This window comes from Campylobacter massiliensis, from assembly GCF_014253065.1.
GTDB lineage: Bacteria > Campylobacterota > Campylobacteria > Campylobacterales > Campylobacteraceae > Campylobacter_A > Campylobacter_A massiliensis.
The window spans coordinates 26,755-48,046 of sequence record NZ_JACLZK010000002.1 but is presented as its reverse complement, the minus strand read 5'-3'; the positions used below and the strand labels follow the sequence as shown (position 1 = coordinate 48,046).

The window sequence follows — 21,292 nt, the reverse complement described above, 5'->3', positions numbered from 1 at the left end:
CAAAGGCGAAAATACGCGCTAAATTTGAGATTATTATAAAATTTCGCCAAACAAATCAGGCTCTGGCGAGCTCAAATTTAACATCGCTTCAAGATCCTCTTTTTGGCATTTAACGAGTGCGTAGTGAAAATTTGAAAGATTTTTTAGCTCGGCAAGCTCCCTAAATCTCATCGTGGCAGCCGCGCTTCCCGCAAAATCCTCCGGCACGCAGATCTTGATACCGCCACTAAAATTTCGTGCTAAAAATGCCGCCTCCATATCAAAAAGCTCATCGTCGCACTCGGCAATAAAGGCCTGAGAGCTCGCGCCAAAAGGCACGACGCGAAAGTTTTTATTTATAAAAACAGGCTCAAAGTGCCCTAAATTTCGCGTGTCGCCGAGCTTAAAAGAAAAGCCCGCGCGGATCAGATACCTCAAAAGTCCGCAAAGATAGTGCGTGAAAACTTTAGGAAAATTTAAGTTTGGATAGTAAACGCCCTCGCAAACGACGCTAGAGGCAAACAGCGAGCCGCCCTGCGCGCAAACCGCGTCCACGTCGCTAAAAACGGTGTCGTAAAGCGGCGCGATCTTGGATAAAATTTTAAGATCGTCTGTGAAAAACAGATCCCCCGCGCCCGCCTTCATTATCTTTATAAAAAGTCGCGTCGCATCCTCGGGTAGCAAGCTAGCTGCGTTGCCGTCAGCATTTTTGCCTAGGCTCATACGCGCGAGCAAGGCCTTTTGCACGGGATTAACGGAGCAAAATTTGAGATTTTTGTAGCTGGCCTCAAAGCGCATCAGTCGCATCAGCGCGGCGCTCAGGCTATCGACCTTGATAAAAGCGACTTCAGGATCGATAACTTCGCATCTTTGCTCGACGAGTACGGCATAGGCGCCGTTTGCGACGGCTGCGGCTATCTCGTCCGCGCCTGCGCCAAGCCCGATGTAGGCGTAGCCTTGGCGCACGTTTTTACTCTCAAACGCAAAGCCCTCCACGGCGCTGACGCTCGGTTTATTTAGCGCTTCGCCGTTGATGAGGCGCCTTAGGTTTTCGATATTCACGCCGTTTTAGCCTATTTCTGATCCGTTTTTGACCGCAGCCATCGGCGCGATGAGGCACAGCGATCCGTCCTCTGCGCTAAGGATCATGCCCTCGGATATATGACCGAAAATTTTAGCAGGTTTTAGGTTTGCCAGCACGCAGACCTGCTTGCCGATGAGGTCCGCCGGAGCGTAAAATTTGGCTATGCCAGATAAAATTTGACGCGGCTGCTCTTCGCCAAGATCGATCTTAAATTTAAGCAACTTCTCGCTGCCTTCGATATTTGAGCACTCAAGCACGGTGCCTACTTTTATGACGCATTTTTTAAAGTCGTCGATTTTTATTTTCGCGTCCGATTTTTCTTGCGGCGCGGCGGCGGTTTTAGCTGGTTCGCTTACGCTCGGCACCGCAGTCGCCATCAGCTCTTTTTCTATTTTCGGGAAAAGCGGCTGCGTTTTTTGCGCTTTAAAGTCCAAAATTTCGTTATTTAGGATGATTTTTTTATAAGTTGCCGTCGATATCTCAAAGCCAAGCGTCTGCGCGATCTTTTCGCAGGTTCTTGGCATCGCTGGGCTTAGCAGGACGGCCACGCGAGCCAGCAGGTTCGCACATAGCGACACGAGCGCATTTGCTTCGTCTTTTTTGCCGTTTTTCATTAGATTCCACGGTTCAAATTTAGCTATCGACGCGTTTGCGAGCGTTAGCGCCTTAAAGAGCTCCTCGAGGTAGCGGTTCGTGGCGAAACTCTCTAAATTTTTGATAGCATTTTGAAGGTATTCGTTGCCGCTATCTAAAACCTCGCCGTAAAATTTGCGTAAATTTTCGCCCTTTATCTCAAAGTCCGAGTATTTTTCGCTCATGCCGACTATACGACTTAAAAGATTGCCAAGATCGTTGCTAAGCTCGGAGTTTATGCGCTCGATCATAGCTTTTTGCGAGAAGTCTCCGTCCTGTCCAAACGGCACTTCGCGTAGCATAAAGTAGCGGAAATTTTCCAGTCCGTATGCGTCTGCGACTTCGCTTGGGTTGATGACGTTGCCCTTGCTTTTGCTCATCTTTTCGCCGTCTCTCGTCCACCAGCCGTGAGCTGCGACGCAGCGAGGCAGCGGCAGATCAAGGCTCATCAAAAACGCCGGCCAGTACACCGCGTGAAAGCGCAAAATATCCTTGCCGACTATATGCGTCGCGCCTTTCCAGTAGTTCATCTTGTCATCGCCGCGCGTGTAGCCAAGCGTGCTTAGGTAGTTTATGAGCGCGTCTAGCCAGACGTACATCACGTGCCTTGGTTCGTTTAGGCTCGCAGGCAGCTTGATACCCCATTCAAAGCTCGTGCGCGTGATCGAGAGGTCGCGCAGGCCGCCTTTTACGAAGCTCACGACCTCGTTTTTCTTGCCGCGCGGCACGATACAGTCCTCATTCTCCTCGTACCACTTTAGCAGCGCATCTTGGTATTTTGAAAGTTTGAAAAAATAGCTCTCCTCTTTTACCAAATTCGTCGGTCTGCCGCAGTCAGGACACCTCTCGTCCTCCAAAAGCTGCGTCTGCGTAAAAAAACTCTCGCAGCTAACGCAGTAGTATCCCTCGTATTCACCCTTGTAGATATCGCCTTTTTGATACATTTTCAGAAATGCGTTTTGCGCCGTGAGCTTGTGATAGTCGTCGGTCGTGCGGATAAAATGATCGTAGCTGATCTCAAATTTATCCCACAGCTCCCTAAATTTCGCGCTTATCTCATCGGCGTAGGCTTGGGGCGTATAGCCCTTTTTTGCGGCGGCTTGCTCGATCTTTTGCCCGTGCTCGTCGGTACCGGTCATAAAATACGTATCATCGCCCTTTAGCCTCGCAAATCTCGCTATGGTATCTGCTATCACGGTCGTGTAGGCATGCCCGATGTGCGGCACGTCGTTTACGTAATAAATCGGAGTCGTAATATAAGTCGTGTTCATATCTTTCCTTTTTAAATTTAAAAATCAAATCCGCCGCCGTCGCCTTTAGACATCGAGCTATATACGGCATCCACGTAGTTTTTGCGGGTTTTGCACTCAAACATCGCCTTGCAGGCAAAGCACGAGTTTAGTCCCTTTTCGCGCTGACAAGCTTGTAAAATTTCTCTTTGGCGATCAAGCTCCAGCTCAAATTCGTCCTTTTGGGCCGTTTGCGCTGTGTGCTCGCTCATTTCGCGCTTCCGTAAAATTTATGCAGTAAATTTATCTCGTCTTTGGAGCCGAAAAAGCAAGGCGTGGTTTGATGGATTTTTTCCACTTTCATATCAAAAAGCGTTGCCGAGTATCCGTCGCTAGTCGCACCGCCTGCGCGCTCGTAGATGAAGGCAAACGGCAGCACCTCAAATAGCGCTCTTAGCTTACCCTTTGGCGCGTCCGTCGTAGCCGGATAACTAAAAAGCCCGCCACCTTTTAGCAAAATTTGATGCAGGTCGCTCACCATGGCGCCCGAGTATCTGAGGCGATACCCCTGCAAAAACAGTTCGCGAATAAATTTAGCATGAGTTTCGCTCCAGCCCTTTTGCGTCGCGCCCGTAGCGTTTAGCTTGCCCTTTGGCGCGAGCGCTAGATTTTTGATAAATTTAAACTCGCCGTCCCTGCCTAGGCGGTAAAGTGCCGGAGCCGTCCCCTCCTCGCAAAGCACGAGCTCCAGGCGCGGGCCGTAAACGACGTAGGCTGCGGCTTTTAGATTTTGCGGCGTTAGCTCATTTTCGTAAATACCAAAAATCGAGCCGATGGAAAAATTTACATCCACCAGGCTAGAGCCGTCTAGCGGATCGTAGGCGACGATAAATTTCGCGCTCTCGTTTAGCGCCAGCATATCCTCTTTTTCCTCGCTAACGAGTGCTTTTACACAGGCTAAATTTGCAAACTCGGCCGTGATGATCTCGTCGCTTCTCACGTCTAGCTTTAGCTGCGTGTCGCCCGTGGCATTGGCGTGATCAGTGTAGCCTAGGTCGGCGTACTTTATCTCTTCGCCGATTTTTACGGCGATTTTTTTAATCGTTTCGAAAATTTCGTTCATTTTAAAACCTTTGCGTTTTTTAATATCCACTCGCAGATGGTCTGCGTATCGTCTAGATCGAAGTTTGGCTTATCTATGACGTAGTCTCTTTTGTAGCTTGCGATCGCGTTTGAAAAGCTAAGATAATCCTCGTTTATCTCATCCTTAAACACGCTAATACGCGGCAGCGGCAGAGTCTTTAGCCCCTCAACTAGTAGCAAATCAAACTCGCCCGCCATCGCCACGACATCCTCCACACTCTTGCCCTCCTGCGAGAAAAAGGTCGTGCGCGTCGGACTCATGACCGCGACCTCGGCGCCTATTTGACTAAATTTGTAGCTATCCTTGCCCTCGACGTCAAATCTGGCTTTGTCGCCCGGGTCGTGCTTGATGATTACGACTTTTAGCCCGTCATCGATAAATTTTTTGGCAACCTTTAAAATAAGCGTAGTTTTGCCGCTATTTGAAGGTCCGGAAAACGCCATCGCCGCTTTTTTCATTTTTCTCCGAATTTTTTGAAATTTACGCGAATTATAGCAAATTTAGGCTTTTTAAAAGCAAAATTTATCTAAAATAGCACCAAATTTAAAGAGGTATTAAAATGAAAAAGAGCGTATTTTTTTTAAGTTTTATTTTGGCGCTAGTCGGATGCGCGGATAAAAAATATATCCACGAACCGCTAAAAAACGAACTTTTAGCCTACACGAGCAAGTCTGAGATCATAGATGCCGATACGAATATCCTAATCATAGCAACCTATCTAAACCCAATCTATAGCGAGCTAATCGATGAACAAAAAAGAGAGAAATTCGTCGTGGCCGTGCATCCCAAAGAAGCTAAAATTTTAGACGAGAGCTTTACGGCAAACGGCTCGCAGCGAGGCATCATGGTTAGACGCCTGACCGCCAACGATCCGCTTTTAGAAAAAGTGAGCTTTGAGGTACCGTGGGCTCAGTATTTTGAGGTCAGCACCCCAGAGATCAAAAGCGATAAAATCAACCTTACTTTCGAAATTTATCCGTCAAAGAAGGCGTCTTTAAGTTTTCAAAAAGTGTCGAAATCGATGTACTGGAACGGAGAAGCCTTAGGTAAATAACATAGTTTGCGAGTACCTTTTTGCCGTAGTCGCGGCTCTCGGCGAAGGGTACTAGCTCCATGGATAAAAACGGCTCATACTTGCCTTCGTTAAAAAGGTCGCCTCGCTGAAGCATCTTTTTAGTAAAGCCGATACCGCCGTTATACGCGTAAGCTACAAAAAGCGGGTGGTAGAGGTATTTCTCCAAATAATTTAAGTGGTGGTCCGCAAATTTTAAGGCAAGGCGCGGGTCAAACATATCGTCTTGATCGAAATTTGGGATCGCAAGCTCTTTTTTGCCGATGTGATTAGCTAAAAACGGCATAAACTGCATCATACCAAGCGCGTAAGAGGTCGAGATAACAGCCGGGATAAAGCGGCTTTCTTGCCTGCCGATCGCGTAAAGTAGCGCTTTTCTAGTCGCGTTTACGTCCTCTAGCTCATCAGCAAACGGCATGACGAAGTAGCTATCCTTGTAGCCGCTTGCTTTTTCCATCAGGTAGGCGTACTGCCCTAGCGTCTCTTTGGTGTTAAAGGTTTCAGAGTGATTTGCTGAGTCCTCGGCACTCATCTCTTTTATCATTTTAAATGTCTTTTGCCACAAAAACGGGTCTTTTATGTCATAGCCCTCTACCTTTTCTTTCGTAGGCGTCGGCGAGACGATGTTTGCGGCCGGACTTGCACCAGTTAGTTCGTTTGCATAAAGCGTATAGATATTTACGTCGCGGCTTTGATTTAACTTATCAAGATAAATTGTATTTTTACTTAGTAGATACAGCCAAAACACTGCGTTATCCTTGCGGTCTTGCCTATCAAAGGCAGCCTGCGCTCTAGTAAAAAACCTAGCCGCGTCTTTTGGAGAATTTAATAAAACCGCGTTTATACCTAGCATAAAGGCGTCCTTGCCCGCGAGCTCGGTTTCCTTTATCGCAAGAAAATTTTGTCTAAATTTAGCCAATTTTTTATCGATTATTAAATCGTTTACTAGAACGTGAAACTCCTTTTTAGCCGCGAGCAAATTTATAAAATTTGCGTCAAATATCTTATCAAATTTATCCTTGTGCGAGGACTGGTTAAAATAAACCAAAAACGCGTCCGTATCGTTAAATTTGGCAAATTCATCCTCTGGATGCTTCTCGTTTAGCGAGCTAAGGCGGCGATAAAGAAGCGGATCGGAGTCTTTAAATTTATCCGCCAGCTTTTGCCTAGTTTCCTTTTTTAGCTTCATCATAAAAGGCACTCTGAGGCGCTGTTTTTGGCAGGTTACGTTTGCGTCTAGGATATTTTTCGCGCTTACGCCGTCGCACTCGCTTTTTACTTTTTTGGGCGGCAAAATTTCGGCCAGTTTCTTTGCCAGTACGCCCGCTCTGCGAAAGACGTCTTTGCTTAAAATTTGCGCCTGTTCCTTAGTATAGTCGCCTTCGGTTAAAAGACGGTAAAAGTAGTAATCCTTAGCAAGCCCCTTAGGCTCGTCTTTTATCTCCTCAAAGCTCTTAACTCCGCCAAACGCCGCCACAGCAAAAATCGCGGGCAGGATAAATTTAAGTAGCGTACGCAAACATGAGCCTTACAAAAAATCTATCTATAAACTGAAGCGACAAAAGCACGATAATAGGCGCTATATCTATACCGCCAAAAACCGTCGGTATCACGCGGCGGATGGCGGCATAGACGGGCTCGGTGAGGCGGTAGAGCAGTTGCACGATAGGATTATAGGGATCGGGGCGCACCCAACTTATGATCGCCGCGCCTATGATGATCCACGTATAGGCGCTGATAACGATATGCAGGATACTGCCGACTGCTTCTAAAAATACCGAAAATATCATCGTAAAATTTCCTTTAGATACGGTTTGATGAGCGGATATAGCTCGCTAAGCTCGGGGCCGTGCTCGGCGCCCGTGAGCAAAATCCTAAGCGGCATAAAAAAGCCTTTGCCCTTTAGCCCCGTGGCATCCATGAGGGCCTTTTTTAGCTCGTTAAATTCGCTAAATTCACTCAAATTTAACGAAGTTGCGGCGGTTTTTATAGCCTCGCAACCCGCCTTAAACTCATCAGGGATAAATTTGGTCGCAAAAATCGCATCGACCTTGGCTTTTATCTCGGTTAGTAGGCTGCTTTCTTGCGTGTAAAATCTAGCAAGCGCGGCAAATTCCGGTTTTATACCAATTAGCGCAGCTAGTCTTGCATCGCTTGCTCTTTTGATGTGTTCGCGGTTGATGTATTCTAGCTGCTTGACGTCAAATTTAGCCGGAGACGCCGAAACTTTCGAGATATCAAACCACTGCGCGGCTTCTTCTATCGTAAAGATTTCAACCGGCGCCTTGTAGCCTAGCGAGACGATGTAGTTTGCGATAGCTTCTGGCATAAAGCCTTGCGAGAGCAGCCATTTTACGCTACTTTCGTTCTCGCGTTTGCTCATTTTTTTGCCCTCGACGTTTAGGATGATAGGCAGGTGGGCGTAGTTTATCTTTTGCGTATAGCCTAGTCCTTCGCGGATGAGGTCTTGCTTTGGCGTGTTGCTGACGTGATCCTCGCCGCGGATAACGAAGGTTACGCCCTCTAGCATATCATCGACCGCGCAGGCGAAGTTATATGTCGGCGTAAAATCAGCCCGCATAATCACAAAGCTATCGACGTTTTCAGGCTCGAAGCTGATTTCGCCCTTTATAGCGTCTTTAAATTTCATCGTACCTAACGGCTTTTTCATGCGCACGACGAAAGGCTTTTGGTTATTTAGCACTTCGTTATCGCTTAGATGCTCGCATGTGCCGTCGTAGCGGTAGGCTTCGCCTCTAGCCTTGGCGGCTTCTTTTTTAGCCTCCAGTTCGCTTTCGGTGCAAAAGCACGAAAACGCTTTTTTATCTATCAAAAGCTTTGCTGCAAATTCGCGGTGAAATTTCAAATTTTTACTTTGATAATAAAGCGTGTCCCATTTGATACCGAAAAGCTCTAAAATTTCTAAAATTTCCTTGTCTTTTCCGGGGATATTGCGCTCCTTGTCGGTATCCTCGATACGGATGATAAAGCCACTTTTATCCTGGAGCGAACAGACGTAGTTTAGGATCGCAACCCTTAAATTTCCCAGATGCATATCGCCTGTAGGCGACGGCGCAAAACGATACATTTTTGTTTCCTTATTGATTTTTGGGGCGATTATAGCATTTTTGGCATTTAACCTCGCTTTTTTATCTTTTGTGAAGCTAAAATAAATATAATTGATATCTAATTTTAAAATTTAAAGGAAAAAGATGAGTTTCATCAAGGAATTTAAAGAATTCGCAATGCGCGGCAACGTCATCGACATGGCCGTGGGCGTCGTGATCGGAGGGGCTTTTGGCAAGATCGTTAGCTCGCTAGTCGGCGACGTGATCATGCCTATCGTGGGCGTACTAACGGGCGGCGTGAATTTTACGGATTTAAAATTTACGCTAAAAGACGCGGTCGGCGACACGGCTGCCGTAACCGTAAACTACGGCTCGTTCATACAAACGATGGTCGATTTTACGATTATCGCGTTTTGTATTTTCTGCGTAGTTAAGGCTATAAATTCGCTCAAAAAACCAAAAGAAGAGCCAAAAACAGAAGAGCCTGCGCCGGTGCCTGAGGATATAGCGCTTCTAACCGAAATCAGAGATCTTTTAAAAAATAAATAAGAGCGCAAATGCTAGAGCAAATCCCGTTTTTTCAGGAGCTAAACGAGGCCGAGCTAAAAAGGCTGGAAGATATCAGCATCCTAAAAAAATATAAAAAAGGCGAGTTTTTATTTATGGAGGGCGAGGAGTCAAAGTGGCTCCACCTCCTTATAAAAGGTTCTCTCAAGCTCTATAAAATCGGTCCTAAGGGCAAAGAGATTTTTATGCATCAGTTTAACGGGATTAGCTTCGTAGCCGAGCTTGCCAACTTTGAAAATATCAAATTTCCGGCGACGGCGATATTTTTAACAGGCGGCGAGGTGCTAAAAATCGACTACGATAAATTTTACGCCGAGTTTTTATCAAATCCGCGCGTATCGCTACAAATCATCAAATCGCTCTCGCAAAAGCTAAAAATCGCAAGCGAGCTGATACATCAAGAGCTCGTGCTAAACTCCGAGGCCAAGGTCGCGAGCTTTCTCGTTAATCACGCCGATCTTTTTAACGAGCTAAAACACATAAAAATTGCTTCCATCCTAAACATCACTCCAGAGACGTTTTCAAGGATTTTAGCGAAATTTAAAACCCAAAATTTGATCGAACTAGACGCAAATAATAAAATAGTAAATATCGCCACAAGCGAGCTTTCGGAGATGTTTGAGGGATAAATTCGGCCGCTTGCCGATTTCGTAAATTTAACTCAAATTTTACTTCTCGACTAATCCGCTAGAATTTTAGAAATTTGATCAAATTTGACATCATTTAACCACGAATTTAAACGCGGAATTTTAATTTTTCTTCTTTTGCGCTGCTTCGGTATCTGCTAGCGAGGTGATTTCGTATTTTTGATCGATGTAGCCCATTTCTAGTAGCTTATTAAAGATTTTAGCCGTTAGAGGTCCGGCAGCCAGACCGCCGTGTCCGCCGTGCTCGATGATAACGGTAACGGCATATCTAGGCTCCTCGTACGGCCCATAGGTCGTGACCCATGCGTGCGAGCGGCGCAGATACTCCATGTCCTCTTCTTTCATACGCTTTTTTTCGGCCTGCGAGATGCCCACAACCTGCGCGGTACCCGTTTTTGCCGCTAGCGTGAGTTTTGCCTCTTTAAAATATTTATGCGCCGTGCCTTTTTTATGATTTACGACCTCATACATCGCCTTTTGGACATACGGCAACTGCTTTTTCTCAAACGGCGTGAGGATATCATCGGTAGGCTCAAATTTAATCTCCTCGCCGTTTACGCTACGTAAAAAATGCGGGACGATATTTTTCCCCGTCGCCAGGATACCCGTATAGCGCACCACCTGCATCGGCGTCACGAGGAAGTTGCCCTGTCCGATCGAGGTGATCAGCGTCTCGCCCTGATACCACGGCTGGGCGTATTTTTGCATCTTCCACTCGCGTCCGGGCACGATACCGACAAATTCGTTAGGCAAATCCACGCCGCTCTTTTGCCCAAACCCCAGCCGCTCTAAAACCGGGGTTATAGCGTCGATACCGACCTTTAAGCTGCCTTTATAAAAATAATCGTCGCAGCTCTCTCGTATGGCCGAGTTCATATCCATAAAACCGTGTCCGTAGACGTTCCAGCAGCGAAAATTTCGCCCTCCAAGCTCAAATGAGCCCGAGCAAAAATACCCATCGGAGCGGTTCATCTTACCGGTATCTAAAAATGCCATCGCCACGCCCATTTTGATAACCGAGCCCGGCGGATAAAGACCGTTTACGAGCTTGTTTGTGAATGGATGATCGATACTTTTAACGAGCTCGTCCCACTTAGCCTGCGATAACCCCGTAACGAACGGGTTTAGATCATACTCGGGGAAGCTGCCCGCAGCCAGTATCGAGCCGTCTCTCACGTCCATCACGATGATGACGCCCGCGTTGTCGCCGAAAATTTCCTCGATGTATTTTTGCATCTCAAGGTCGATCGTGAGCGAGATGTCCGAGCTTTGCGGGTAGCTCACGGATATCTCCTCGACTTCCTGATTTAGCGCGTTTACTTTTACCTTTCGTACGCCCTCTTGCCCCTGCAAGACGGAGTTATAAAAGCGCTCCGTGCCGCTTCTGCCCGTGTGATTGGTTAGCTTTGCGACGGGGTCGGATTCGACGTCTTGCTGGTTTGCGCGACCGACGTAACCGATGATGTGAGAGGCTAGGTTGTTGTATGGATAGTGGCGCTTGGAGGCTGGCTTGACCTCCAAATTTTCTCGTAGCGATAGCTCGGCGATGCGCGGTATCATCTTGTCGTAGTCCATAAAATCGATAATCTGAATAAAATCTTGATTATAAGGCGAGTCGGCTTTGACGTATTCGCGCTTTAGCTTCGTGACATTTAAGTCCTCGAATAAATTTTGCAAATTTGCAAGCTCAGCGTCTAAAATTTCCGCCCTCTTGCCGCTCAGGTGCGGCTTTAAAGCGACGGAAAAACCGAGGCGATTTACCGCCATAGGACGGCCTTTGGCGTCTAAAATCAGCCCCCTGACGGGAGCTAAATACTGCGTTTTTACCGCATTTTGCTCGGCGATCTCTTCGTAAAAGTCGTTTGATTTGACGCTAAGATAATAAACGCGCACCAGCAAAAGCACCCAGACGCTAAATATGATGCCAAAAACTATGCGCATCCTCATAAGCGCCCCCTAAACAAAACTACCGCCAAAACGGACTCCACACCGACGTAGATCAGATACTCGTAGTCAAATTTTAGCATCGGCAAATTTGCCGCATAAGAGATAAAAGAGCTGGTCGCGCAAGTCCAAACGTAACCGCTGGCGACGAATCCGACCGCCAAAAGCTCTCTTGATTTTAGCGTAACGATGAGCCAGTCGGACATCAAATAATAAAAAAGCATAAACGCGATCACCGCCGAAAAGAGCGCAAAGCCGTGCGCCTGCTCGGCAAAAGTAAGGTAAAATAGACAAAAATACCACTCCTTGCCAAACTCCTTGAGCGTCTTTTGTTTTTGCAAGGTCAGCGTGATCATATAAGTAAAAAATATCCCGATAAGAGGCGGCAGATACGTAAATACGGTCGTTATGCTCTGATAAAATACTAAAAAAGCAACCCAAGCAAGCTGCTTTAAAAATCGCTTCTCCGCGCCAAGTCTTCGCATCGCCGCACTCGTTCGCATTGTTATAGGTTTTTAGCTAAATTTATAAATTTGGCCTTGGCGGCGCTTAAATTTGTAAATTTAGTTAGAAAATTTGATGGTAAAAATGCCAAAATTTGCCTGCGGCTTTTTGATTTCATTACAGCCCCAGCGCGTTTATATATATAAGCTCGTTTGCCTTTTCTACGCCCGTTTTTTTAAGCGCCGAAACGAAATGCGCGCCCGGATAGACCTTTAAAACCGCGCTTTTTTGGCTTTGATTTAGCTTGTCTGATTTGGTGAGGAAATTTAAAATTTTTTGATCGGGGCGCAGGAAGCTTTGTAAATAGTCGTTTACGTCCCTATCGATTTGCATATCAAACTGGCGCGAGTCGATGAGATGCACGAAAAGCTTGATATTGGCTCTAAATTTTAGATATTCGTCGAGATTTTTTCTCCACTGCGCGTGCATACTTTTAGCCACTTTGGCATATCCAAAGCCCGGCAGATCTACGAAAGTCAAATTTGCCCTCTCCTCGCTTGGTTCGCCTTGCTCGTTTTTGGTACCGCGCGCATACTCGACCTCGAAAAAATTTATTAGGCGCGTTTTGCCCGGCGTGGAGCTGCTTTTGGCTAGGCCTTTTTGATTAACCAGGGCGTTTATGAGGCTACTTTTGCCGACGTTTGAGCGCCCCAAAAACGCCACTTCGCTCGAATTTGCAGGCGGAGCTAGCGAGATGTCGGGCGCCGAAACGAGAAATTTTGCGTTTAAAACGCGGATCACTTTTTGTCCTCAACCTGGAATATAAATTTGACCGGCTCTTTTTTGCCGCTGTTTACGTTATACGTGCCGCTGTTTTGATTGACGGTGATCTTTTCGCCGTAGACTTTTTTATCGGTTTCTATCTCGTGTAAAAATCCGTTGCCGTTTATCGTATATAAATTCGGCGCAGGCTCGTAAATAAGCTCGCTACCGCTACCGTCGTATGTTTTATTTTTGATAAATACTCTAAATTTGGCATTGCCGGAAGCGACGTATTTTAGAGGATTTCGCTTTTTGTCAAAATATATCACTACTAAATTTGCAGTAAGCGTATCCTTGCCTTTTTTAATATTTACATTACCTTTAAATTCGCTTATTTGCTTGCCTTCGTCGGCATAAAACTCGTCTGCGGTGATCTCTACTTGCTCCGCCAAGAGCGGCAAAGCGCCGAGCGCCAAAACTAAAACCGTTTTTTTAAACCCAAATTTTATCATTTTTCGTCCTATCTTTTTCTATCTTGCTCTATCAAAGCAAAGGCTTTTTTGATATAAGCTTTTTTTAACTCAAAATCGTAAACCAAGGCTTTACCGACTATTTTATCTTCGTTTTGCGTCATCGTAAAGGGTGAATCAGATGTTGCAACCTTTGTAGCGGTGCTATAGATCACTTCTTCCGAAGCAAAAGTTAAATTTTCATTGTTTGCGTAGCGAGCATTACCTCTAAGTGTAATACGTCCACCATTGTAAAACGCTTTGTCGGAGCTCACATTATGCTCTTTATTATCTTTAAAAATTTCCGCTCTAAATTTGATAAATTCGTCAAATTCAGAGTATCTATTCCAAGTATCGGCTTCATACCTAGCGTTTACTGCAGTGGCGTTCATCTCGTAGTCCGTGACTGCGCTCATCTGCATGCTCGCGCTCACCTCGCCGCCGCTTAAAAGATCGCTGTAATAAGGCTCCTCAATCGCCAAATAAACCATCGCCACGCTAAAAACGCTAACGACTAAGTAAAAAATCCTTATAACCAACGTTTAGCCCACTCTTGCATTAGGCCCTCGCTACGGATAAGTATCTCTATCATCTCGCGCACCGCGCCGTTACCGCCCTTGTAGTTTAGTTTCGTTCTTACCTCAAGCTCTTTGATCGCGTTTTTTGGCTTAAAGCTCCATCCGACGCTTTTTAGCAGCTTGTAGTCGTTATAATCATCGCCTATAGCTGCGGCATTTTCAAACTCCAACCCTTCAAATTCTAGTATCTGTTTTGCGATTTCAAGCTTATCGCTAACGCCTTGATAGACGTGCGTTATCTTTAGATCCTGCGCTCTTTTTTCGACGATAGGCGAGCTTCTGCCCGTGATGATCGCGACTTTTTTCCCGAGCTTTAGCCAGCTCTCGATAGCATATCCGTCCTTGACGTCAAAAAATTTAAGCTCGTCGCCGTTTGGGCTATAGACGATCTTGCCGTCGGTTAGGCAGCCATCGACGTCTAAAACTATAATCTCTATCATAGCACGCCTTTCGTGCTAGGTACGCCGACTCTAGCATTTTTAGCCAGAGCCCTTCTTAGCGCGACGGCGCAGGCTTTAAAGCTAGCCTCCAAAATATGATGAGAGTTTCGTCCGCGGATTTTGGCGATATGTAGCGTGATTGCGGCGTTAAACGCTAGGGCTTGGAAAAACTCGTTCGCCAGCTCTACATCAAATTCACCGACCTTGCCCTCGTTTATACTTTCATATACCAAAAACGGACGGTTTGAAAGATCAAGGGCGCAGTTTACCGCCGCCTCGTCCATCGCTACCGTCGCCTCGCCAAATCTCTCTACTCCGCTAAGCGGATAAATTTTCTCGCGCAAAGCCTGCCCGATAACGATACCTACGTCTTCTACGCTATGATGAAAATCCACGTGCAGATCGCCCTTACAGACAAGCTTCATATCAAAAAGAGCGTGCTTGCAAAAGGCCTCGAGCATGTGATCGAAAAATCCTATACCAGTGCTTATCTCAGCTTTCCCGCTACCGTAAATTTCAAGCTCTAGGCTGATATCCGTCTCTTTTGTCTTTCTTTGCATTTTATTCCCTCACGAAAAATGCGCCAGAGATGTGCCCTGCGCTTATGAAGTCTTTTGCTTCTTCTTCGCTCCTAAAGCCGCTTATAAACACTCTGTAAATTTTACCGCCGTCAAGCTCGTAGGACTTTATAACGGCATCATAAGCGCCGTTGCCGTATTGTCCTGCGTGCTGCTGCTTAAAGGCATTTGCGCCGCTTAAATTTTTAAATGCGCCGATTTGCACCATGAAAATACCGCCAACAAAAGTTTGTTGCTGCTGTTGTTGCGGCTGCGACTTAGTCTGAGTGCTCGGTTTTTGCGAGCTAGGCTGTTTTGAGCTAGGCTGCGAGGATGCTACGACCGCTGCTCCGCCAACATTGCCGTTAAAGCCGACGACCTCTAGCAAAACCGGAGCCGTACCGGCGTTAAACACATCAAGTTTCACCGCGCCCGTTTTTGACAGATCTATCACGCGCCCTGCAACGAAAGGTCCGCGGTCGTTGATACGCACGATGATATTTTTACCGTTTTTTATATTCGTTACGCGCACCATCGTATTCATCGGCAGAGTCTTGTGCGCCGCCGTCATAGCATGCATATCGTAAGTCTCGCCGTTTGACGTCTTTTTACCGTGAAAATCCGGACCGTACCAGCTGGCTATACCGCTAGCTCTATCGCCGACTTTTACGACGGTTGGATAGTAGGTTTTACCGTTTATGGTGTATGGGCGCATGGTTGCTTCATGCATGCCCTTTGAGCTATTTATTTTGCCGCTTTTTTTTGAGCCGCCGCTACCGGTGATGCCGCCAAACGGCGATGTTAAAAACGAACAGCCGCTCATAAAAAATACAAAAAATAGGCTAAAAAATATAAATTTAGCCCTACTCGGTTGCGGCAAGTTTGGCTCCGATCGAGCTGTTTGAGCTCATTAGCGTATTAGCTTCTTTTAAATCCTCAAGCGCTACGTCAAATTTCTGCGAAACCTCTCCGAGCGTATCGCCGCTTTTAACCATGTACTCGGCTAGGTAGTTGACGTTTTGCTCGCTTGGTATGACTAGCTTTTGGTTAGGCTTGATCTCGTTTGAGGCAAGGTCGTTGTACTCTTTTATGATTTTATGATTTACGCCGGTTTTTTCCGCTATAGTTAGTAGCGTATCGTTCTCTTTGGCAGTATAAATTTCAAATTTTCTATTTTGCGCTACTTCGAAATTATCGCTAAACATTTTCTTTTTGTTTAACGGAATATAAAGATAATAAGGTTTTTCCGTAGGCGGAGTATAGACGAATTTTAGATGCATATTGTATTCTTTCATCTTTTTTAGGCTAAGCCCTATGCTGTCTCCGACCTCCATCAGCGTTGTACCGCCAGGAACGTCTATTTTTGATAATTCTATGCCATTCGTACCGCTTAGAGCCTGTGTTTTAGCTAGTAAATTTTCCTGCTCTTTGGCTATGTGCGCGATAGTTAAAATTTTTTTTACGAATCTTTTCGTCTCTTTTGGGATGTAGCTTTTTTTATCGTCTAGCAATGTAGCTAGATCGGTAGTTCCTGCTTTTCTGATACCCTCTCTTAGCCTTGCTTCGCCGCAGTTATAAGCCATCATCGCAAGATACCATTTACCAAAGTCGTTTTTTAGGCTTTGTAGGTATTTTGTAGCCGCGGCGGTAGCTGCCATCGGGTCTTTTCGCTCATCGGTGTACTTATCGACTCTAAGGCCGTAAAGCTTCGCCGTAGACTCCATAAACTGCCAAATTCCGATGGCTTTTTTACTGGAAACTATGTTGTTTGAAAACCCAGACTCAGTCATAGCAAGATATAAAAACGACTCCGGTATACCTGAGTCTTTTATGATCTTTTGAAGCATCGGGATGTGTTTGTAGCCGTTTTTGACGGTGTCTGTAAACTCTTTTCTCTTACCGTCCTTGATGGAATTTTTTATAGAAGCGTAGTGAGAGCTTTGTAAAAATTTAGCGTCTATGTCGAATTCTTTTAATATCATCTTTTGGGTTTGCTCTGCGTCGTTGCTAGCCGCGGTCGCAAAAAGCCACCCCGTACATGCTAGACACAGCATTATTACTCTAAAGATTTTCATTTTTCTCCTTGATTACGTGTTAAATTTCATAAAGATTTTCTTTGCGTTTTTCGTTGTTATTTCCATTACCTCTTCTTCTTTTAAATTTAAAATCTCAGCCATCTTTACTGCGACAAAGCGCGTAAAGGCAGGCTCGTTTCTACGCCCCCTAAAGGGCTCGGGCGTCAGATACGGCGCATCGGTCTCAAGCAGCAACCTATCTCGCGGAATTTGGGGCAAAATTTGAACCAAATTTTTCGCGTTTTTAAAGGTCAAAACCCCGCCGATACCAAAGTAAAATTCGCCCATTTTTGCAAGCTCTAAAAGCAAAGGCGAAGCGTTATAGCAGTGCATAACCGCTCCGACTAGCCTGCTTGCATACTCTTTTAAGATATTAAAACTATCTTCGTTTGCATCTCTAATATGCAAAATGACCGGCAAATTTAGCTCTACCGCCATATCAAGCTGCGCTCTAAATACGCGCTTTTGTTCCGCTTTTTCAAGCTCTTTTTCGTTTTCGTCTTTGGGCAAGCGGAAGTAATCAAGCCCGCACTCGCCCACAGCAACGCACTTTTCGTCTTTTGCAAATTTATAAAGCACGTCCCTATCAAATCCATCCTTATCATACGGATGAACTCCGACGGCAAAAAATACATTTTCAAATTCGCGGGTTATTTTAGCCGCTTTTGGTAAATCATTAATATCAGCACCCGGTATCAGCACCCCGCCGACACCGTTTTCTCGGGCATTTGCGATAACTTTTACTAGATCGTTATCGAAGCTTTCATCGTCCAAATGACAGTGAGTATCTATTATCATCAGGCTATTTCTACCCTATTTCGCCCGTTTTCTTTCGCTCTATAAAGAGCCTCGTCGGCAAGCTCTAAAAGCTCATCTAGCCTATAATCGCTCCTGCTAAAGGCCACTCCGATAGAGACGGTAAATTTTATCTGCTCTTTTTTTAGTCGCACTTTGCAGTTTGCGATGCTAGCTCTTAAATTTACGAAAAATTTAACCGCCTCTTCGTTTGAGACGTTTTTTAGTACGATACAAAATTCTTCCCCGCCAAATCTCGCTACCAAATCGCCTTTTTTAGTCTCGTCGATCAGCTTTTTAGCTAGCGTCTTTAACGCCTTATCGCCGCCGTCGTGACCGTAAGTATCGTTTATCTGTTTAAAATGATCGATATCTAGCATCGCCACCGCATAAGGCTCGGCGCGCTCCTCGGCGTAGGCTAAGTATTCGTTCATATCGTCGTAAAAATACCTTCTATTATAAACGCCCGTCAGGAAGTCTTTATTGGCAAAATCAGCGATTTGATTTATGTTTTCCATCGCTTCGATTAGATTATTTACCCTGCAAATAAGCTCCTCTTTTACAAAAGGTTTAGCGATAAAATCATTCGCTCCATTTTTCAAAAATATCGCGCCGTTTACGTTTTCGCTCGGACTCGTCATCATCAAAACGCCGATTTGATTTTTATCGCCCGCAGCTCTTATCTCTTTTAGCACCTCAAGGCCGTCTTTTACGGGCATCCTGTAGTCGCAAACGACAAGCTTCATGTCGGGGTTATCGGCGAAATAACTCATCGCCTCCTCGCCGTGAGCGGCGGTAAATACTTGAAACTGAAGACTAGTTAGGATTTTTTTAAGATTATTTCTAAAAGGCGCCGAGTCCTCGGCAACCATTACTTTATATTGTCTATTTTTGCTTAGGCGATTTATGATCTTAAATATATAATTTATATCGTCCATATTGCCCTTGTAGACGTAGTCTACGATGTCTTTATGGATGAAGCTCTCTCTAGTAGCATCATCCATGCTGCCCGTTAGCACGATACTAGGCAGTCCTTTTGAGATGACGTAGTCCACGATTTCGCCGTTTGGAGCGTCGGGTAAATTTAGATCAAGCAGCGCGATAAAATACTCTTTCGGATCGCTTAAAAAAGCTTGCGCTTCAGCCATAGTGTACGCCACGTCGATCTCCATCTCAACCTTATCTTCCATCTTTTTGGCGATCAGTCTAGCTAGCGCTTTGTTGTCTTCTACTATTAAAATTTTATTTTTTTCCATCTATTCTCGTTAAAATTTTTTTCAAATATACCATTACTTTTCTTTTTTCAACCTAAATTTTAAGCCAAACTTAAACAACCAAAAGCTGACGGGCGAAATTTATCGCCTCGTCGGTGATGCGTTCGCCGCTTATCATACGGGCCAGCTCGCTTACGCGCTCCTCGTTTTTTAGTTCCCTTACGTTCGAGGTTTCGCCGCACTTTTCGACTAGAAAATGCGAATCGGCCTTGGAGCTTAGCTGCGGCTGATGAGAGATAGCGAAAATTTGATAAAATTTAGCCAAATTTAGCAGCACGTTTGCGATACTCATCGCCTCTTTTCCGCTTAGATTCGCGTCTATTTCATCTAGGATTATGACCCCCTCGCCGCCTCCGGTGATCTTGCTTTCGCTCGCGATAAAAGCTAGTCTTAAGCGGTTTAGCTCGCCCGAGCTTAGATTTTTTAGCGCCGTCTCGTTTAGGCTCAAATTTACCTCGTCCCTGCCGGCGGCGTCTAGGGTTTTACTATTTATCTTTAATGAAATCTCGCTCATATAAAGTTCTTTTAAAAACGAATTTATGAGCCACTCAAGCTCTTTTAAATTTGCCGCGCGAGCTTGGCTGATTTTATCCGCCAGCGCATTTACCGCGGCTTCATTTTGCTTAAATTTACGCTCCAGCTCGCTCTTTTCAAAGCTTATATTTTCGTATCTTGCAAGCTCCGCCTTGCGCGTTTTTAGCATCTGCAAAGCCTCCTCCTCGCCGCCGTAGCGACGCACGAGAGAGTTTATCGCCTCGATGCGGTCTAGTACGCCCTCGATATCTACGTCTTCTAGCTCGTCCATGTTTAGATTTTCGCGCGCCACTCGCAGCTCGTTCATCGCCTCTTCAAAAAAGCTGCTATCGATATCGCTGATGTTTAGCGCGTCCGTCACGGCCTGCTCGAAATTAAAAATTTGCTCCGCCCTATTCCACGCTTCTAAAATTTTATCCTTTTTACTTAGGCGCTTTTTTAGCTCCATTAGCTCGTCAAATTCGCCGATTTTCGGGCTCACGATTTCTATTTTATTGATTTCAAAAGAGGCAAATTCCTTTAGCTCCTCCACTCTTTTTTCTTCGTCGATTATTTTTTTCAGCTCGCGCGAGATTTGGCTAAACTCGTCAAATTTGAGCCTAAATTCGCCGAGCGTTTCGTTAAATTTAGCGTCTTTTTTGGCTTGCAAGCTATCAAGCAAATTTAAAAATCTCTCGTTTTCAAATTCGTTTATTTCCTTTGCGGACAGGTATTTGACGTGCTCTTTTGCGATGCTAGCGAGATTTTTTTTAGAAACGGCTTGCGAGTTTATAAAGTAGCGCGTCGTTTTGTCGCGAAAAAGCTTAAAGGTATTTATCTCCTCGCTCTCAAGGCCGAATTCCTCAAGGTTAAATTTATGCGAGACGTCGGCCTCGATCAGCTTCGCTTCGCTATCCTTTAGCCCCAAAACCGCCATTATCGAACCCATCAGGACCGATTTGCCCGCGCCGCTAACGCCCGTAAATACGCTAAGTCCGCGTCCGAAATTTAACTCGACGTTTTCAAAACTCAAATTTTGCTTTATCAAAATCCGCTCAATCATTATAACCCCAATGCAGCTTTTCTTTTAAAATTTGAAAATAATCTCTCCCGACGTGGCGGATTAGCCGCGCCGTGCTCGCGCTTAGCGTCATGCTTACGCTCTCAAGCTCGCTCATCTTATACCTATCTTGCCCGTCGATAACCAGCACCGCAGTGCTTGCGGTTTTAAATTTGATCTCAAATCCGCGCGGAAGCACGACTGGGCGCTGCGTGAGCGAGTGCGAGCAAACGGGCGTAACCAAAAACACCTCGCTCAAAGGATAGGTTATCGCCCCGCCCGCGCTCATGTTGTATCCGGTTGATCCAACGGGCGTAGAGACGATGACGCCGTCGCCAAAATACGCGTTAAAGTATTTTTCGTTCCAAAAGGCCTCCACGTGCGTCATGGAGCCAACCTTTTCGCCCACGATTACCGCGTCGTTAAATGCGATTTTGCGTAAAATTTCTCCGCTTTTTTTGTGCAAAAAAACGTCAAGCATAAAAGGGGTCTCGACCTCAAATTTACCCGCAAAAAACTCAGCGAAAAATTTCTCGCACTCATTCATCGTGATATCTGTTAAAAATCCTAGCCTGCCCGCGTGGATGCCTAGCACGAAGGGCGAAATCTCGGCTGCGTTTCTACAAAGCGAGATGATTGTGCCGTCGCCTCCCAGCGAGATCAAAAAATCGCACTCCGTAGCCAGCTCGCGCACCTCAAATCCTTGTAAATTTGAGCCCTCTTTTAAATTTAGATGTTTAGCCGCCGCGTTTTCAAACAAAATTTGAACGCCGTACCTAGCTAAAATCTCGCGCAAGATTCGCGCGTTTTTAACTAAATTTGCATTGATTTTTGCGACTAGGCCGACTTTTTTTACCTTAGCCGGAAGTAATAAATTCTCTTTTTCCATAGAGTGGATTTTATCACATTTTGTTTTAA

The 21,292-nt window shown here is 45.5% G+C and carries 24 protein-coding genes; 3 read left to right on the top strand and 21 right to left on the bottom strand.

Going from position 1 to position 21,292, the window contains the following annotated elements:
- Positions 1–33 precede the first annotated feature (33 nt).
- From H7R39_RS06770 to mobB, 5 genes are read right to left on the bottom strand one after another with little or no spacing between them, the layout of a single operon-like run.
- Positions 34–1,041: a ferrochelatase gene (locus H7R39_RS06770; RefSeq protein WP_185898545.1), complete on the bottom strand. Its 1,008-nt coding sequence runs from the start codon at positions 1,039–1,041 to the stop codon at positions 34–36.
- Positions 1,042–1,047: 6 nt separating this feature from the next.
- Positions 1,048–2,967: a methionine--tRNA ligase gene (gene metG / locus H7R39_RS06765; RefSeq protein WP_185898544.1), complete on the bottom strand. Its 1,920-nt coding sequence runs from the start codon at positions 2,965–2,967 to the stop codon at positions 1,048–1,050.
- Between the two features lie 17 nt (positions 2,968–2,984).
- Positions 2,985–3,197: a hypothetical protein gene (locus tag H7R39_RS06760; protein WP_185898543.1), complete on the bottom strand. Its 213-nt coding sequence runs from the start codon at positions 3,195–3,197 to the stop codon at positions 2,985–2,987.
- Complete coding sequence (locus tag H7R39_RS06755; protein ID WP_185898542.1) at positions 3,194–4,048, bottom strand: class 1 fructose-bisphosphatase; 855 nt, start codon at positions 4,046–4,048, stop codon at positions 3,194–3,196. The genes H7R39_RS06760 and H7R39_RS06755 overlap by 4 nt, the downstream gene beginning before the upstream one ends.
- The gene (gene mobB, locus H7R39_RS06750; protein WP_185898541.1) at positions 4,045–4,527 is read right to left on the bottom strand and encodes a molybdopterin-guanine dinucleotide biosynthesis protein B; all 483 of its coding nucleotides are present in this window, start codon (positions 4,525–4,527) and stop codon (positions 4,045–4,047) included. The genes H7R39_RS06755 and mobB overlap by 4 nt, the downstream gene beginning before the upstream one ends.
- A 101-nt stretch (positions 4,528–4,628) precedes the next feature.
- On the opposite strand from mobB, the gene H7R39_RS06745 reads away from it, so the two are divergent.
- Positions 4,629–5,123 carry a hypothetical protein gene (locus tag H7R39_RS06745; protein WP_221892110.1) on the top strand — a complete coding sequence of 165 codons (495 nt, stop codon included), beginning with the start codon at positions 4,629–4,631 and terminating at the stop codon, positions 5,121–5,123.
- Here the strand turns inward: H7R39_RS06745 and H7R39_RS06740 are convergent.
- Genes H7R39_RS06740 through gltX form a run of 3 tightly spaced genes read right to left on the bottom strand, consistent with a single transcriptional unit; the run spans position 5,029 to position 8,229 of the window.
- Complete coding sequence (locus H7R39_RS06740; protein WP_185898540.1) at positions 5,029–6,660, bottom strand: lytic transglycosylase domain-containing protein; 1,632 nt, start codon at positions 6,658–6,660, stop codon at positions 5,029–5,031. The two genes, H7R39_RS06745 and H7R39_RS06740, sit on opposite strands and share 95 nt — an antisense overlap.
- The gene (locus H7R39_RS06735; RefSeq protein WP_185898539.1) at positions 6,644–6,931 is read right to left on the bottom strand and encodes a YggT family protein; all 288 of its coding nucleotides are present in this window, start codon (positions 6,929–6,931) and stop codon (positions 6,644–6,646) included. Before H7R39_RS06735 ends, H7R39_RS06740 begins: the two co-directional genes overlap by 17 nt.
- Complete coding sequence (gene gltX / locus H7R39_RS06730) at positions 6,928–8,229, bottom strand: glutamate--tRNA ligase (protein WP_185898538.1); 1,302 nt, start codon at positions 8,227–8,229, stop codon at positions 6,928–6,930. Before gltX ends, H7R39_RS06735 begins: the two co-directional genes overlap by 4 nt.
- Before the next feature lie 124 nt (positions 8,230–8,353).
- On the opposite strand from gltX, the gene mscL reads away from it, so the two are divergent.
- Together mscL and H7R39_RS06720 are read left to right on the top strand one after the other, a co-directional pair.
- Positions 8,354–8,758, top strand: a complete 405-nt coding sequence (mscL, locus tag H7R39_RS06725) for a large-conductance mechanosensitive channel protein MscL (protein WP_185898537.1) — start codon at positions 8,354–8,356, stop codon at positions 8,756–8,758.
- Positions 8,759–8,766: 8 nt separating this feature from the next.
- Entirely contained in the window at positions 8,767–9,405 is a 639-nt protein-coding gene (locus tag H7R39_RS06720) for a Crp/Fnr family transcriptional regulator (RefSeq protein ID WP_002948519.1), read from the top strand.
- Positions 9,406–9,525: 120 nt separating this feature from the next.
- On the opposite strand, the gene mrdA is transcribed toward H7R39_RS06720, so the two are convergent.
- The 13 genes from mrdA to H7R39_RS06655 all read right to left on the bottom strand — a co-directional run bounded on the left by mrdA (position 9,526) and on the right by H7R39_RS06655 (position 21,263).
- Positions 9,526–11,370: a penicillin-binding protein 2 gene (gene mrdA, locus H7R39_RS06715; protein ID WP_185898536.1), complete on the bottom strand. Its 1,845-nt coding sequence runs from the start codon at positions 11,368–11,370 to the stop codon at positions 9,526–9,528.
- Positions 11,367–11,852 (bottom strand): hypothetical protein, encoded by a 486-nt coding sequence (locus H7R39_RS06710; RefSeq protein WP_185898535.1) that lies wholly within the window; start codon positions 11,850–11,852, stop codon positions 11,367–11,369. Before H7R39_RS06710 ends, mrdA begins: the two co-directional genes overlap by 4 nt.
- Positions 11,853–11,988: 136 nt before the next feature.
- Entirely contained in the window at positions 11,989–12,612 is a 624-nt protein-coding gene (gene yihA, locus H7R39_RS06705) for a ribosome biogenesis GTP-binding protein YihA/YsxC (protein ID WP_185898534.1), read from the bottom strand.
- Positions 12,609–13,085, bottom strand: a complete 477-nt coding sequence (gene lptA / locus H7R39_RS06700) for a lipopolysaccharide transport periplasmic protein LptA (protein WP_185898533.1) — start codon at positions 13,083–13,085, stop codon at positions 12,609–12,611. The genes yihA and lptA overlap by 4 nt, the downstream gene beginning before the upstream one ends.
- Positions 13,086–13,093: 8 nt before the next feature.
- On the bottom strand, positions 13,094–13,621 hold the full coding sequence (gene lptC / locus H7R39_RS06695; RefSeq protein ID WP_185898532.1) for an LPS export ABC transporter periplasmic protein LptC: 528 nt from the start codon (positions 13,619–13,621) through the stop codon (positions 13,094–13,096).
- Complete coding sequence (locus H7R39_RS06690) at positions 13,612–14,100, bottom strand: KdsC family phosphatase (protein ID WP_185898531.1); 489 nt, start codon at positions 14,098–14,100, stop codon at positions 13,612–13,614. The genes lptC and H7R39_RS06690 overlap by 10 nt, the downstream gene beginning before the upstream one ends.
- Complete coding sequence (gene hisB, locus H7R39_RS06685) at positions 14,097–14,660, bottom strand: imidazoleglycerol-phosphate dehydratase HisB (RefSeq protein ID WP_185898530.1); 564 nt, start codon at positions 14,658–14,660, stop codon at positions 14,097–14,099. The genes H7R39_RS06690 and hisB overlap by 4 nt, the downstream gene beginning before the upstream one ends.
- Before the next feature lies 1 nt (position 14,661).
- A complete protein-coding gene (locus tag H7R39_RS06680) occupies positions 14,662–15,537 on the bottom strand; it encodes a septal ring lytic transglycosylase RlpA family protein (protein WP_185898529.1) in 876 nt (291 codons plus the stop codon).
- A complete protein-coding gene (locus H7R39_RS06675) occupies positions 15,521–16,732 on the bottom strand; it encodes a lytic transglycosylase domain-containing protein (RefSeq protein ID WP_185898528.1) in 1,212 nt (403 codons plus the stop codon). Before H7R39_RS06675 ends, H7R39_RS06680 begins: the two co-directional genes overlap by 17 nt.
- A 12-nt stretch (positions 16,733–16,744) precedes the next feature.
- On the bottom strand, positions 16,745–17,530 hold the full coding sequence (locus H7R39_RS06670) for a TatD family hydrolase (RefSeq protein WP_185898527.1): 786 nt from the start codon (positions 17,528–17,530) through the stop codon (positions 16,745–16,747).
- The gene (locus H7R39_RS06665) at positions 17,530–18,783 is read right to left on the bottom strand and encodes a GGDEF domain-containing response regulator (protein WP_185898526.1); all 1,254 of its coding nucleotides are present in this window, start codon (positions 18,781–18,783) and stop codon (positions 17,530–17,532) included. The genes H7R39_RS06670 and H7R39_RS06665 overlap by 1 nt, the downstream gene beginning before the upstream one ends.
- Before the next feature lie 70 nt (positions 18,784–18,853).
- On the bottom strand, positions 18,854–20,377 hold the full coding sequence (locus H7R39_RS06660; protein WP_185898525.1) for an AAA family ATPase: 1,524 nt from the start codon (positions 20,375–20,377) through the stop codon (positions 18,854–18,856).
- Positions 20,370–21,263: an NAD(+) kinase gene (locus H7R39_RS06655; protein WP_228724754.1), complete on the bottom strand. Its 894-nt coding sequence runs from the start codon at positions 21,261–21,263 to the stop codon at positions 20,370–20,372. The genes H7R39_RS06660 and H7R39_RS06655 overlap by 8 nt, the downstream gene beginning before the upstream one ends.
- Positions 21,264–21,292: the final 29 nt, after the last annotated feature.